General features: G+C 71.5%; 11 protein-coding genes. 1 reads left to right on the top strand and 10 read right to left on the bottom strand.

The features are described 5' to 3' along the window. Positions 1 to 52: 52 nt before the first annotated feature. The 10 genes from Q8791_RS15925 to Q8791_RS15880 form a co-directional block, all read right to left on the bottom strand. The gene (locus Q8791_RS15925) at positions 53 to 4,921 is read right to left on the bottom strand and encodes an NAD-glutamate dehydrogenase (RefSeq protein WP_330092489.1); all 4,869 of its coding nucleotides are present in this window, start codon (positions 4,919 to 4,921) and stop codon (positions 53 to 55) included. Between the two features lie 349 nt (positions 4,922 to 5,270). Continuing rightward, the gene (locus Q8791_RS15920; protein WP_330092488.1) at positions 5,271 to 5,966 is read right to left on the bottom strand and encodes an HAD family hydrolase; all 696 of its coding nucleotides are present in this window, start codon (positions 5,964 to 5,966) and stop codon (positions 5,271 to 5,273) included. 163 nt (positions 5,967 to 6,129) lie between these two features. Continuing rightward, positions 6,130 to 6,987, bottom strand: coding sequence for a haloalkane dehalogenase (locus Q8791_RS15915; RefSeq protein WP_330092487.1), 858 nt, complete (start codon positions 6,985 to 6,987; stop codon positions 6,130 to 6,132). 11 nt (positions 6,988 to 6,998) lie between these two features. Then, on the bottom strand, positions 6,999 to 7,451 hold the full coding sequence (locus tag Q8791_RS15910; protein ID WP_330092486.1) for a MarR family winged helix-turn-helix transcriptional regulator: 453 nt from the start codon (positions 7,449 to 7,451) through the stop codon (positions 6,999 to 7,001). 76 nt (positions 7,452 to 7,527) lie between these two features. Continuing rightward, positions 7,528 to 7,983 (bottom strand): DUF6912 family protein, encoded by a 456-nt coding sequence (locus tag Q8791_RS15905; RefSeq protein ID WP_330092485.1) that lies wholly within the window; start codon positions 7,981 to 7,983, stop codon positions 7,528 to 7,530. A 93-nt stretch (positions 7,984 to 8,076) separates the two neighbouring features. Further along, complete coding sequence (locus Q8791_RS15900; RefSeq protein WP_330092484.1) at positions 8,077 to 8,772, bottom strand: HAD family hydrolase; 696 nt, start codon at positions 8,770 to 8,772, stop codon at positions 8,077 to 8,079. Between the two features lie 142 nt (positions 8,773 to 8,914). Then, complete coding sequence (locus Q8791_RS15895) at positions 8,915 to 10,591, bottom strand: glycoside hydrolase family 3 protein (RefSeq protein ID WP_330092483.1); 1,677 nt, start codon at positions 10,589 to 10,591, stop codon at positions 8,915 to 8,917. A 137-nt stretch (positions 10,592 to 10,728) separates the two neighbouring features. Then, entirely contained in the window at positions 10,729 to 11,217 is a 489-nt protein-coding gene (locus tag Q8791_RS15890) for a PTS sugar transporter subunit IIA (protein ID WP_330092482.1), read from the bottom strand. A gap of 27 nt (positions 11,218 to 11,244) precedes the next feature. Next, a complete protein-coding gene (locus Q8791_RS15885) occupies positions 11,245 to 11,514 on the bottom strand; it encodes a glucose PTS transporter subunit EIIB (RefSeq protein ID WP_330092525.1) in 270 nt (89 codons plus the stop codon). Between the two features lie 113 nt (positions 11,515 to 11,627). Next, complete coding sequence (locus Q8791_RS15880; protein ID WP_330092524.1) at positions 11,628 to 12,650, bottom strand: SIS domain-containing protein; 1,023 nt, start codon at positions 12,648 to 12,650, stop codon at positions 11,628 to 11,630. Between the two features lie 289 nt (positions 12,651 to 12,939). Between Q8791_RS15880 and Q8791_RS15875 the strand changes: the two genes are divergently transcribed. Further along, entirely contained in the window at positions 12,940 to 13,677 is a 738-nt protein-coding gene (locus Q8791_RS15875) for a GntR family transcriptional regulator (RefSeq protein WP_330092481.1), read from the top strand. The last annotated feature ends 6 nt before the right edge of the window (positions 13,678 to 13,683 follow it).

The following is a 13,683-nucleotide window of genomic DNA, read 5'->3' as shown; positions in this document are numbered from 1 at the left end:
CGGAACGCGGCGGGGCTCCGCGCGGCGGCGCGCGGAGCCCCGACGGGCACGGTCAGTCGACCAGGGACCGGAAGGACCGCAGGGCCACCGACAGCGTGGCCAGGTCGAACCGCTCGTGCTCCTGGATCTCCGACAGGGTGATCCCGGCGCGTTCCACCGACTCGCGGTTCTGCCCGAACCAGGCGGCGATCAGCTCGGCGGTGTCCTCGGACTCCCCGCTCTCCAGCACCCGGTTGGTGAGGTCGGCGTGCGCGGCGTACAGGTCGTCGCGCAGAGCGGACCGCGCCATCGTGCCCCAGCGGTCGTCGCGCGGCAGGTCGATGATGCGCTCGCGCCACCAGCTGATGTTGAGCCGGTCCGCCAGCTCGAAGTACAGCTCGGCCACCTTGGCGACCGGGCGCCCGGTGCGGTGTGCGATCTCCACCAGGTCCAGGGTGGAGTAGGCGGGCACCAGTGCGGCGACCCTCTCGGCGAGGTCGGAGGGCACCCCCATCGACGTGTAGCGGTCACGGCGCTCGGTGAACGCCTCGCGGTCGCGTCCGCGGAGCATCTCGGCCAGGCGCGGCAGCACCTCGCCGACGCCGTCCGCGAAGAAGCCGATCTCGCTGCGGATGTCGAACGGGAAGGTGCGGTTGCGCAGCAGCCACCGGGCGGAGCGCTCGGCCAGCTTGCGCGTCTCCAGCAGGAGGGAGAGCTGGCTGTCCACCGAGATCTTGTGGTCCAGCTCCTCGATCACGCCCCAGAACCTGCGCAGCTGCAGGACCTCCTGGACCACCAGGAACGCGCGGGCGATGTCCGCGGGACCGGAGCCCAGCTCCTCGTTGAGGCGGAACGCGAACGTCACCCCGGAGCGGTTCACGAGCTGGTTGACGACCTGGTTGACGATGATCTCCCGCCGCAGCGGGTGCGAGGCCACGCCCTCGGCGAAGCGCTCGGAGCGCAGCGGCGTGGGGAAGTAGCCGGTCAGGGTGTCGGCCAGGTAGGGGTCCTCGGCCAGGTCGGAGAGGCCGACCTGGTCCTTGAGGCTGATCTTGGTGTACGACAGCAGCGTCGCGAACTCCGGACCGGTCAGGCCCTTGCCCGCGGCGCGCCGCTCCGCGATCGTCTTGTCCGACGGCAGGTCCTCCTGCTTGCGCTTGAGGACCTTCGTCCGCTCCAGGTGCCGCATGTACCGGCCGTGGACGTGGAGCATCTGCTGGTCCTGCTTGCGCGCCGCGCCCAGGACCGTGTTCTGGGCGTAGTTGTTGTCCAGGACCAGGTCGGCGACCTCGTCGGTCATGTCGATGAAGAGCTGGTCGCGGTCGTCCTTGCCGAGGCTGCCCGCCCGCACCTCGCGGTCGAGCATGATCTTGATGTTGACCTCGTGGTCGGAGGTGTCCACACCGGCGGAGTTGTCGATGAAGTCGGTGTTGACCCGGCCTCCCCCCCGGGCGAACTCGATGCGGGCGGGCTGGGTCAGGCCCAGGTTGCCGCCCTCGCCGACCACCTTGACGCGCAGCTCGGTGGCGTCGACGCGGACCTGGTCGTTGGCCTTGTCCCCCGCGTCGGCGTGCGTCTGGCCGGAGGCCTTGACGTAGGTGCCGATCCCGCCGTTCCAGAGCAGGTCGACCGGCGAGGTGAGGATGTGCCGGATCAGCTCGTCCGGGGTGAGCGCGGTGGCGTCACCCTCGATCCCCAGGACCTCACGCACCTGCGGGGTGAGCGGGACGGACTTGGCGGTGCGCGGGTGCACGCCTCCGCCCTCGGAGATCAGGGCGGGGTCGTAGTCCTCCCAGGTGCTGCGGGGCAGCCCGAACATCCGGCTGCGCTCCGCCCAGGAGGTGTGCGGGTCGGGGTTCGGGTCGAGGAAGACGTGGCGGTGGTCGAACGCGGCCACCAGCTTGGTCTGCCGGCTGAGGAGCATGCCGTTGCCGAACACGTCGCCCGACATGTCGCCGACGCCGACGGCGGTGAACGGCTCCTCCTGCACGTTCACGCCCATCTCGCGGAAGTGGTACTTGACCGACTCCCAGGCGCCGCGCGCGGTGATGCCCATGGCCTTGTGGTCGTAGCCGACCGAGCCTCCCGAGGCGAAGGCGTCGCCGAGCCAGAAGCCGCGCCCGGTGGAGATGGCGTTGGCCGTGTCGGAGAAGGTCGCGGTGCCCTTGTCGGCGGCCACCACCAGGTAGGAGTCGTCCCCGTCGTGGAGGACGGTGCGCTCGGGGTGGACCACCCGGCCGTCGACGAGGTTGTCGGTGACGTCGAGCAGGCCGCTGATGAAGTCCTTGTAGCAGGCGACGACCTCGGCCATGACCTGTTCGCGCGTGCCTCCCTCGGGCAGGCGCTTGCAGACGAAACCGCCCTTGGCGCCGCTGGGGACGATCACGGAGTTCTTCACCATCTGGGCCTTGACCAGGCCGAGGACCTCGGTTCGGAAGTCCTCGAAGCGGTCCGACCAGCGCAGTCCGCCGCGCGCCACCGAGCCGAAGCGCAGGTGCACGCCCTCCACGCGCGGGGAGTACACGAACATCTCGAACCGGGGCCGCGGGTGGGGCAGCTCCGGGATCTCCTGCGGGTTGAGCTTGAGCACCAGGTAGGGGTGGCCCTGGTAGTGGTTGGTGCGCAGGGTGGCGCGGATGACCGCCAGGAACGAGCGCAGGATACGGTCGTGGTCCAGGCTGGCCACGGCCTCCAGCTCGCTCTCGACCTTGCGGACGATCACGTCGGCGCGGTCGTCGCGGCCCCCGTCCGGCTGGTCGGGGTCGAAGCGGGTCTCGAACAGCTCGACCAGCAGGTTGGCGATGCCGACGTTGGCGACGAGGACGTCGGCCAGGTAGTCGGGGGTGAACGTGGACCCGGTCTGGCGCAGGTACTTGGCGTAGGCGCGCAGCACGGTGAGCTGGCGCCAGTCCAGTCCCGCCCGCACGACCAGGGCGTTGAACCGGTCGGACTCCCCGAGGACGCGCCAGGAGGCGTCGAAGGCCTCCTCGAACAGCGCCTTGAGGCGGTCGGGGGCGAGGTCGGAGTCGGGGATGGGGCCGAGGCCGAAGTCGTAGATCCACACCTTGCCGACGCCCTCGACGGTGATGTCGGAGGGCCACTCGTCCACGACCTCGACGCCGAGGTCCTCCAGGACGGGCAGCACGCGTGACAGCGAGATGGGCTCGCCGATCCGGTAGAGCCGGAACCGCCAGGCCCCGGGGCTCGCGTCGTCCCTCCGGTAGAGGCTGGCCGAGAACGCGCTGTGCCGCTCGTCGGGGTCGGTTCGGCCGAGCAGCGCCTCCAGCACGCCGATGTCCTCGGCGGCGGCGGTGGGGCTGTTGTCGACCTTGTAGGCCTCGGTGATCCCGCTGCCGTAGCGCTCCTTGTACGCGGTGGCGCGGACGGGGCCGAAGGCCCCGGTGAGGGCGTCGTCGAAGTCGGCGTCCCAGGACCGGGCCGCCGTGCGGACCTTCTCCTCGAGGGAGACCTGGTCGATGTCGGCGAGGGTCTGGCCGTGCTGCGCGCGCGCCACGAGGTACAGGCGGGCGAGCGGGGCGGCGCCGATCATCACGTTGTGGTCCATCGTCGCGCCCTGGAAGGCGTCGGCGAGGACCTCCTGGATGTCGAGGCGCACCCTGGTGCTGTACTGGTCGCGCGGCATGTACACGAAGCAGGACATGTAGCGGCCGCCGTACGGGTCGCGGCGCATGAACAGCTTGGTGCCCCGGCGGTCGCGCAGGCGCAGGACGCCGCGGACGATGTTGTACACCTCGTTGACGGGGATCTGGAGGAGCTCCTCCCGGGGGAAGGTCTCCAGGAGCTCGATGAGGTCCGTGCCGTCGTAGCTGTCCGCCTCGAACCCGGCCAGGGCCAGCACCTCGGCCTGTTTGCGCCGCAGGATGGGGATCTGGGCGATGCTGGTGGTGTTGGCCTGGGAGGTGAACAGCCCCAGGAACCGGCGCTCGCCGACGATGTTGCCCTGGGCGTCGAACTTCTTGACGCCGATGTAGTCCAGGTACTTGGGGCGATGGACGGTGGCGCGGGAGTTGGCCTTGGTCAGGACCAGGATGTAGGGCTCGCGCGCCTTGCCCCGGATCTCGGGGGGCAGCGCGGCGAAGCTGGTGGAGGCGGGCGAGTCCATGCGCAGGATGCCGAGGCCGGAACCGGGCTCGGGCCGCAGGGAGTCGTCGCCGTTCTCGTCGGTGACCAGGCTGTACTCGCGGTAGCCCATGAAGGTGAAGTGGCGGCTGGCCGTCCAGCGCAGGAAGTCGACGCTCTCGCCGATCTCGCGCGGGTCGACGCCGCCGGCCGCGAGGCGGTCGGGGTAGGCGGCGAGCTCGTCGGCGATCCGGATGGCCCGGTTGCTCATCTTGGCGGCGTCCTCGTCCACGTAGCGGACGTCGTTGAGGACGCTCTCCACGCGGTCGGTGATCTCCTTGACCCGCTCGGGGTCGGACTGCCGGTCGATCTCGATGTGCATCCAGGACTCGTCGGTGGGGAGGAGGCCCTCCCCTCCGATCTCGGGGTCCACCCGCATCAGGTGCCCGGAGAGGTCGCGGCCGACGGTCATCTGCGGGTGGATGATCAGCCGGGCGCCGGCTCCGAGCTCGTTGAGCGCCAGGGTCACGGACGAGACGAGGAAGGGGGCGTTGTCGGTCACGATCTCGACGACGCTGGTCTGCTGCTCCCACCCGTCGCGGTCGGCGGCGGGGGTGTACACGCGGACCTTGGCCCGTCCCGGGGTGCGGTCGGCGCCGAAGGCGCGGTGGGCCTCGGCCGGGCCGCAGATCTGGTCCGGGGTGCGCCCGGCGATCTCCTCGGGGTCCGTGTGGCGGTAGTAGAGGGGGAGGAAGCGCCGCACCGCGTCGGCCTGTTCGGGGCTGAGTCGCGTCCCCGGGGACCACCTGGTGGCCGCCTCGCTGAGCAGCTTCTGGAGGATGACGTCGGATTGCCCGGTCATGTGGCTATCTCACTCCTTTGTGAGCAACGTCGCACGAGCGCTGGGAGAACACCCGGTCATATGACCTGTGAACTTCTGTGCAAGCTATGTGATTCGGCGTGAGGACCTCGGACCGCAAGGAACCCCACGACCACGGTGCTGGGATTGGGCCTGTGCGCACAGGCAGTAGAGAAGCAAGGCGCGGGACCTCGTTGTTCCGCCCTCGTCCGCTGCCCAGGCTACTGCTTTTCGGGCACGAGGACAGGACCGACACCGTTACACGGTAGTTACGTACTGTTAGAACTGGATTGCGGCGGACCGTGCCGATGTACACGGGCCTCACCTTCCCCCGACGGGAACGGACATGTCGTTATGAAGCCGTTGCCTGGTGGACCGCCGACATCACGGCGCGCGGGTCGGTCAGGTCGGGCAGCACGATACGGGCCCCGGCGGCGCGCAGCTGCCCCTCCGTGGTCGACCCGTTGAGCACGGTGACGGGGGTGGCCCCGCCGATGAGCGCGGCGCGGACGTCCGGGGCCGAGTCGGTGACGAACACGGTCTCCGTCTCGGTGTAGGCCCGGCCGCCGTCGCCCGCGGCGTGCAGCCGGATGGACTGGATGAGGCTGGACTTGGGATAGTTGACAGACCCGTACCCGCCGATGGCCAGGTTCAGGTAGGGGTCCAGCCCGAACGCGACCAGCTTGGCCGTGGCGTTCACGCGGGTGCTGCCGCTGACGACGGTCTGGACCGTGTCGGGGAGGGAGGCGACGGCGGCGAGGGAGGCCGCCGCGCCCGGCATGACGCGGCCCCGGGCGAGGAGCTCGTCGGCGCGGTCGGCGAACGACTCCTCCAGCGCGGCGAGGAACTCCCCCAGGACCGGGGTGTCGGGTTCGACCTCGACGTAGTTGCGGGCGCAGAACTCGAAGAACATCTCCGAGTCGGTCCGGCCCGCCGACGAGGTCAGGTAGACCAGCGGCTCGCCCGTGACCTTCTCGAAGGCCTCGGCGTAGGCCGCCCTCATCACCTGGCCCGCGTCGAGGAGGGTGAGGTCGATGTTCCATAGCACCAGGCGGCTGATGGCTGACTCCTCGGCGTGCGGGGATGGAGGGACGAGCCCATTTTGCCGTATGGGCGTTTACGGGCGAAAACCGCTTCCGCTCCCGGCCAGGGTGCCAGAGCGGGAGGCCCGACCGAAACCCGGGCCGGTGGTCGGAACCGGCCCTGCGGGCTCAGCGCAGACGGTGGGCGTCCGCCCAGGCGGAGACGGCGGCGGCGATCTCCCGCGGGCGGTCCTCGGCGGCGTGGTGGCCGGCCTCGCCGCACGGGACGGTCTCCAGCGCGGCGATGTTGCGCGCGCACCACCGTGCCATCGCGTCGTCGATGAGCAGGGTCGGCGACCCCTCGAAGGTCATGAGCAGCTTGGGGACCTCCTCGCTCTCCGCGAGCCAGGCGTCGTAGGCCTCGACGCGGGCGACCAGTTCCCCCGGCTCGCCCCCCAGCGGCATCTGGCGCGCCCAGGCCAGGACCGGCCGTCGGCTCTCGGGGGTCGGGAACGGCGCCAGGCGGGCCTGCATCTCCTCGTCCGTGACGGGGGTGAGAACGCCGCCCGTGTAGGCCTGGCGCACGAACAGGTCCTGTTCGAGCACCATCCGCTCCCCCGCGCCCGGTGTGCGGATCAGCAAGGACCTCTCGCGCGCCTGCGGCGACAGGTCCTCCCAGGCCATCGGCTTCACCACGGCCTCGAAGAAGGCGACTCCGAGCACCCGGCCCGGGTGCCGGGCGGCCAGGTCGAAGGCGAGCGCACCGCCCCAGTCGTGGCCGATGAGGACCACGCGGTCCAGCCGCAGGGCGTCGAACCAGGCGTCGAGGTAGCGGGCGTGGTCGTCGAACGAGTAGTCGATGTCCGGCTTGCCCGAGCGCCCCATGCCGATGAGGTCGGGGGCCAGGAGGCGTCCGGCCCCGACGCGGGGCATGATGTCGCGCCACATGCGGGAGGAGGCCGGGTTGCCGTGCAGGAACACGAAGGCGGTCCCCTCCCCCGACTCCTCGTGGTGGACGGTCGAGTCGAGCACGCGGGTCTCGGGCATGGGGGTCCGTTTCAGTTCGGGGGGTCGAGGGGTGTGTCCAGGAGGACCGCGAGGTCGCGGGAGAGCGCCTCGGCGCGCGGGTCGCCCAGTCCTCCCAGTGGCGCCATGAGCCGGTCGAGGAGGTTCCGGACGGTCCGCATGGCCGGACGCACCGCCGCGTCGCCCGCCTCGGTGAGGGAGAGCCTGACGGCGCGCGTGTCCTCGGGGTCCCGGTCCCGGCGGACGAGCCCCGCGGACTCCAGGGCGCGCGCCAGTTTGGAGGTGTACAGCGCCTCCAGGCCGGTGTGGTCGGCCAGCTCCCGCTGGCTGGGCCGCTCCCCGGCGCGTTCCATCCCGTACAGCGAGGACAGCAGGACGTACTGGGCGTGGGTCAGTCCCAGGGGCGCCAGGGCCTGGTCCACGGCGACACGCCACTTGATGGAGAGCCGCCAGACCAGGTGGCCCGGGGTCGGAGTCGCACTCATGAAAATACAGTACATGGCTACTATAGCCATGGCTAGCTTTTTGTCCCGCGCTCCCTCTCCCCCGGCGCGGCTCCCGTCAGGCATCGCCCCCGACGAGGTGGCGCAGCTCCTGGACGGCGAACCACATGAGCTCGTGGTCGTCCGCGGCCCCGGATCCGGGGTCCGCCGCGGCGGCCGCGACGTCGGCCTCCGCCGCCGCGTCGTCCACGTGGGCCGAGGCCAGCTTCTTGTAGGGGACCGCGGCGGTGACCCTCACACGGACCACCCCACCGGTCGCGCCCCTCTCGCGCTCGACCACCGCGTCGGGCATGTCCGCGGCGAGCACCACCCGGCGGCGGGGCGCGCCGGTGTCGGCTGCGAGCAGGGCCAGGGACTCCTCGGCCGCCGCGTACATGGCCTCGTACTCGGCCTCCTCGGCGTCGCCGTCCGGGCCGGGGTCGGCCGCGAACGCGGTCAGGGGGGCGCCCTCCAGGCGTCCCTCCTCCAGGAGGGCGGCGAGTGCGGGGATGGTGCTGGGCAGGAAGACGTACATGGCGCGGCTGCTCTCCGGAACGTGGGGCGGAACCCCTTGAGTCTGCCAAGGAACCGGAGGCGGCCGCGCCGGGCCCCCGCGGGAGCGCGCCGGTCAGGCCACCGCCCGGCCCCGACGGTCGGCCTCCGGGGGCGTACCGCCGCCCTCCGGGGCCAGGAACCGGTCCAGCGCCCGCTGCGTGGCGGCCACGTCGGTGTGCAGGATGCCGGTCATGCCGAGTTCCTCCGCGGTGCGGACGTTGTGCTCGAGGTCGTCGATGAACACGCAGTCCTCGGGCCGGAGCCCCAGGAGGTCACAGGTGTGCAGGTAGATGCGGTGCTCGGGTTTGCGCATACCCACCTCGCCCGAGATCACCACCGCGTCGAAGGTCGACTCGAAGTGCTCGCGCGGGTAGCCGTTTCCCCAGGAGTTGGACAGGAGGGCGGTTCCGGCCCCGCCGTCCCGGGCCCCGCGGAGCGTCTCGTACATGGCGTGCACGGGGTCGAAGTTGGAGAACATGCGGTGGATGAGGCCCTCCGCGACGACCGGTCCGCCGTGGGTGGACCGGAGCAGCGCCGCGATGACGCGCTCGAACTCCCGGGTGTCGACCTCGCCCCGCTCCAGGGCGTGCACGGGGTTGGCGTCCGCGAGGCTGCCGTCGAAGTAGGGGCGCATGACCTCGTAGTAGTGCTCGATGTCGATCCGGTCGGCGCGGAGCCAGGCCTGGATCCCCTCGACCAGCGGCGGGGTGAGCACACCGCCCCAGTCGGAGATGACCCCTCGTCGGGTGCCGTTGGTGCGGCTGTCCATCCGATCGCCTCCTCGGCCGTCCGTGTACCAGGACCCGGTCCGGCCTCTCGAGCGCCCGAAGGACCGGGCGGGGAACGGTTCTTCCCGTTCCCCGCCCGTTTCAACCACCGCCGTACCCGGGCCGCGTGGACCCGGGTTGGTTTCAGAGGGTAAGTCCGGTTCCGGCCTCGACGCCGGCCCCCGGGATGTCCACGGGCAGGGTGCCGGTCGGCTTGACCTGGCCCCCGATCACGCGGGCGGCGGCGTTCACCGACACGTCCACCGCGGAGTAGACGGCCAGGAAGCCCTCCACCTCCGGGAAGGCCTCCAGGTCGTAGGGGCCGCCCTGGGAGACCACGACGACGGGGAGGCCCTGGGCGCGGGCGGACTCGACCAGGCCGCGCTGCTCCTCGGAGCCGCGCGCGCCGTTGGTGCCGACGACCGCGACGTCCGCGCCGCCGGTCACGACGTCCAGTCCCGCCCCGGTGAGCGCGGTGGAGAGAGCGTCGGAGCCGACGCCCTGCACGCTCACGGCGGTCCCCTCGGCGAGGGGCAGCAGGTCGCCCTCGTTGCGCACCAGGGTCGCGGAGGCGTCGGCCACGCGCTGGGCGGCCTCGACGTGGGCGGGGTCGTCCACGACGGCGCCCGCGGCCGACGGGTCGACGGGGGCGGCCTCCAGCACGCCCCGCTTCTCCTTGAGCGTGAGAACGCGCAGCACGGACTCGTCGATGCGCTCCTCGGTCAGCCGGCCCTCCTCGACGGCGGTCCTGATCGCGGCGACGGCGGTGGCGGGGTCGGGCGGCATGAGCAGCTGGTCCACGCCCGCCTCCAGGACGCGGACGGCGATCTCGCCGTCGTCGTGCCTCTGGCGCACGCCCTCCATGTTGAGGGCGTCGGTGGTGACCACTCCGTCGTAGCCCAGCTCGTCGCGGAGGATGCCGTCGATGAGCGCCGGGGAGAGCGTGGCCGGCTCCGGGTCGTCCCCGCCGTCCAGCTGGGGCATCAGCACGTGCGCGGTCATGATCATGTCCACGTCCGCCTCGACGGCGGCACGGAACGGGGGCAGGTGCTCGGCCTCCCACTGGTCGCGCGGCAGGTCGATGACGGGCAGGCCGCTGTGGCTGTCGACGTCGGTGTCGCCGTGGCCGGGGAAGTGCTTGACCGCCGAGGCCACGCCGTTCTCGGAGTAGGCGGTCGCCTCGGTGACGGCCATCTCCGAGACCAGGTCGGGGTCGGAGCCGAACGAGCGGATGCCGATGACCGGGTTGTTCGGGTCGGTGTTGACGTCGGCGTCGGGCGCGTAGTTGAGGTTGACGCCCAGGGCGGCCAGTTCGGCGGCGGTGGTGGACGCGCGCAGGGCGGCCAGTTCGGGGTCGCGGGTGGCGCCGACCGCCATGGCGTCGGGGAAGCGGGTGCCGACGGGCAGCCGGACGACGAGGCCCTGCTCCTGGTCGATGCCGACGAACAGCGGCACGCCCTGGCCCTGCTCCGCGGCGATCTCCTGCACCCCGGCCGACATGGTCGCGATCTGCTCGGTGTCGGTGAGGTTCGCGTCGAAGTAGATGATGCCGCCGGGGCGGTAGGTCTCGATCATGAGGGCGTTGTCGGCGGCCGAGGTGCCCTGCGCGGTCAGGACGAGGAGCTGCCCGATCTTCTCGTCCAGGCCCATCTCGGCGAGCAGCTGCGGCGCGAGCACGGGCTCGAAGGGCTCGGCGCCGGCCGACGGCTGGGGTTCGTTGTCCTCCGGCGAGGAACCCACCTCCTCTGTGGAACATGCGGTGGCGATCAGGGCTAGACCCACGCAGGCCGGGGCCAGGGCGTGCGGAACGGGCAGTTTCATGGCGGGTTTCATCTCCGGCGGATCATGGGGGTTCGCCGCCGGAGACTACCCCCTTCCGGGGGCTGCGGGGACGGGACTCCACCGGGCGTGTCCGGGAGAGTCCGGCGCGCGGGCGCGTCCGCCCGCACGCCGGGTGCTCATTCCCACGTGAAGAGGGGGTCCCCCAGGTCGACCCCGCCGTCCGCGATGTCGCCGAGGGCGCCGGGCTGCGCGTCCAGGGCGATCACCGGGACCACCGAGGGTCTGCCGTGGGCCGCGACGCTCCCCGGCGACCAGCGGACGACCGGTGTGCCGGCCTCGACCGTGTCGCCCTCGGCGGCGAGGAGCGTGAACCCCTCCCCCGCGAGCTGGACCGTGTCGATGCCCAGGTGGACGAGCACGCCCCTGCGCTGGTCGGCCGCCAGCACGACGAACGCGTGGGGGTGCAGTTTCACGAGGGTCCCGGCGATGGGGGCGACGGCCTCCTGCCGGCCCTCCTGTCCGCCCTCCTGCCCGGGTTCGGGGTGGATGGCGACCCCCGGACCGACCATGGCCTGGGAGAACACCGGATCGGGCACCGTGGAGAGGGGAAGTGCGGTTCCGGGCACGGGGGAGAGTACGCGCAGCGCACCGATCACGTCTGACATGGGGTTTCCCTTCCCTCACGGGGAGAGTTAATCCAGGATGTCGCGGATGTCGTCGGTGAGGGAGTCGGCTTCGGGGCCGACCACCACCTGGACGACGCTGCCCGAGATCAGGACCCCGTGGGCGCCGGACGCCCGCAGGGCGATCTCGTTCACGAGGGAGGGGTCGGTCACCTCGGTGCGCAACCGGGTGATGCAGGCCTCGATGTCCTCGATGTTGCCCGCACCGCCCAGCCCGGCGACGATCGCCGCTGCCTTGTCCGCCATGTGTCCTCCGTGCTCTGCCGTGGGAACGGGGATGTCCCCGGGACCTGAGGTGAGCTTAGGGGTGGCGCACGCCACACACCAGTGCCTTCGGGGGACGGGGTGTTGGGACGGCGCCGGGGTCCCGGCGCCGTCCCCCCGCGGGGCGGTCAGCCGGTCTGGGTGACCTTGTTGAGACCGCGCGGAACGTCGGGGTTGTAGCCCAGGCGCCGGGCGAGGCGCTCGGTGAGCAGCTGCGCGGGCACGATGAGGTTCATCGGGGACACCCACTCGGGGACGTCCGGGGCGGGCACGGACAGGTCGCTGGCGGCGGCGAGGGCGTCACCGCCGCCGAAGCTGAAGACGGGCGCCCCCGCGGAGCGGACGCGCTCGGCGAGGGCGACGGTGCCCTGGAGGGTCGGGCCGGTGGGGGCTGCGATCAGCAGCGCGGGGGTCCGCGGGTCCACGACGGCGATGGGGCCGTGCAGGAGGTCGGCGTAGGAGAGGCCCATAGCGTGGAGGTAGCAGGCCTCCTTGAGCTTCAGCGCGGCCTCCAGGGCCGTGGAGAAGGCCATGCCCCGGCCGGAGATGACCGCTCCCTGCACGGCGACCATCCGCTCGACGATCTCCTCCAGGGCGTCCGTGGGCGCCGCGAGGGTCTCCTCGATGGCGTCGGGCACGCGCGACAGGTCAGCGGAGTCCAGGTCGGCGCCCAGCCCCAGGGCGAGGACCGCGAGGGCGGCCAGCTGGGTGTTGTAGGTCTTGGTGGCGGGTACCGCGACCTCGCTCCCCGCCCGGGTGACCAGGGCGACGTCGGCCTCGGCCGCGAGAGGGGAGTCCGCCCCGTTGGTGACTCCGACGGTGCGCGCGCCGCAGTCGGCGGCCCAGCGCATCGTCTCGACGATCTCCTCGGTCTTCCCGGACTGGGAGATCGCGACGGCCAGTACGTCGGACAGGTCGATCCTGGCGCCGTAGGTGGTGGCGATGGAGGGCGAGCCGAGGGTCGCGAGGCGTCCCGCGTGCGCCTGGAGGAGGTAGCTGCCGTAGACGGCGGCGTTGTCGGAGGAGCCGCGCGCGATGAAGAGGACGTGCTTGGTGGTGCGGCCCAGCGCCTCGATCTCGGAGCGCAGCGGCAGCAGCTCCGCGAAGGTCCGGCGCAGCGCCTCCGGCTGCTCGGCGATCTCGGAGCGCATCCTGCTCGTCGTGGTGGTGGTCATGCGGAACCTTCCCCTGATGTGACGGGCGGTCCGGGTCTTGCGCCGGGGGCCGCGCTGGACGCTCCGCACCGGGTGGGGCCTCGGCCTGCCGCGATACCGGTTCACACCGCCTGTCATCGGGTGGATTGACACGCGGATGGAGCTATGGTCTAGTCCGGACTATACCAGTCAAGTCCATCGTGGCCCGAAGTCCGCTCCGCGGGCGGGCCGCCCGCGCTAAGGTTCTGACGCCAACTCCACCCGCCTACCGAGAAGGCCGCTCGCCATGTCGATCGACCCCAGCAACCCGCTGCCGAAGTACAGCCAACTGCGCGACCTCCTCCTGGACTGGATCACCGCGGCGGGTCTGGGCGTGGACGACATGATCCCCTCCGAACGGGAGCTCAGCGCGACGTACTCGCTGTCGCGGATGACCGTCCGGCAGACCATCGACCTGCTGGTGGCCGAGGGGCGGCTCTACCGGGTCCCCGGCAAGGGGACCTTCATCGCCCGGCCCAAGATCGAGATGTCCCTGGTGCTCGCCTCCTTCAGCGAGGACATGCGCGCGCGGGGCTTCGAGCCGGGCGCCCGCGAGCTGATCCGCCAGGTCATCCCGGCGAGCGGCCACACCGCGCGCATGCTCGACATCGCACCGGGCACCCTGGTGCACCACATCGAGCGCATGCGCACCGCCGACGACGAACCCATGGCGGTGGAGCGCTCCAACATCCCCGCCGCCATGGTTCCGGGCCTGGAGGACTTCGACCTCGCCGAGCGCTCCCTGTACGAAGTGCTGGAAAACGAGTTCGACATCCTGTTGGATTCCGGGGAACAGACCATCGAGGCCGGGATCTGCGACTCGGCCGACTCCCGGCTCCTTGGCCTGCCTGCTGGAAGCCCGGTGCTGGTGATGCAGCGCCGCAGCTTCACGAAGGGACAGTGCGTGGAACTGGCGCTGTCCACCTACCGTGCCGACCGCTACCAGCTGCACTCCCGCCTGGACCCGCGGCGGCACGGCGACTGACGCCCC

This window comes from Nocardiopsis codii, from assembly GCF_036327455.1.
Classification (GTDB): domain Bacteria; phylum Actinomycetota; class Actinomycetes; order Streptosporangiales; family Streptosporangiaceae; genus Nocardiopsis; species Nocardiopsis codii.
This window is presented reverse-complemented; position numbering and strand designations above follow the sequence as displayed.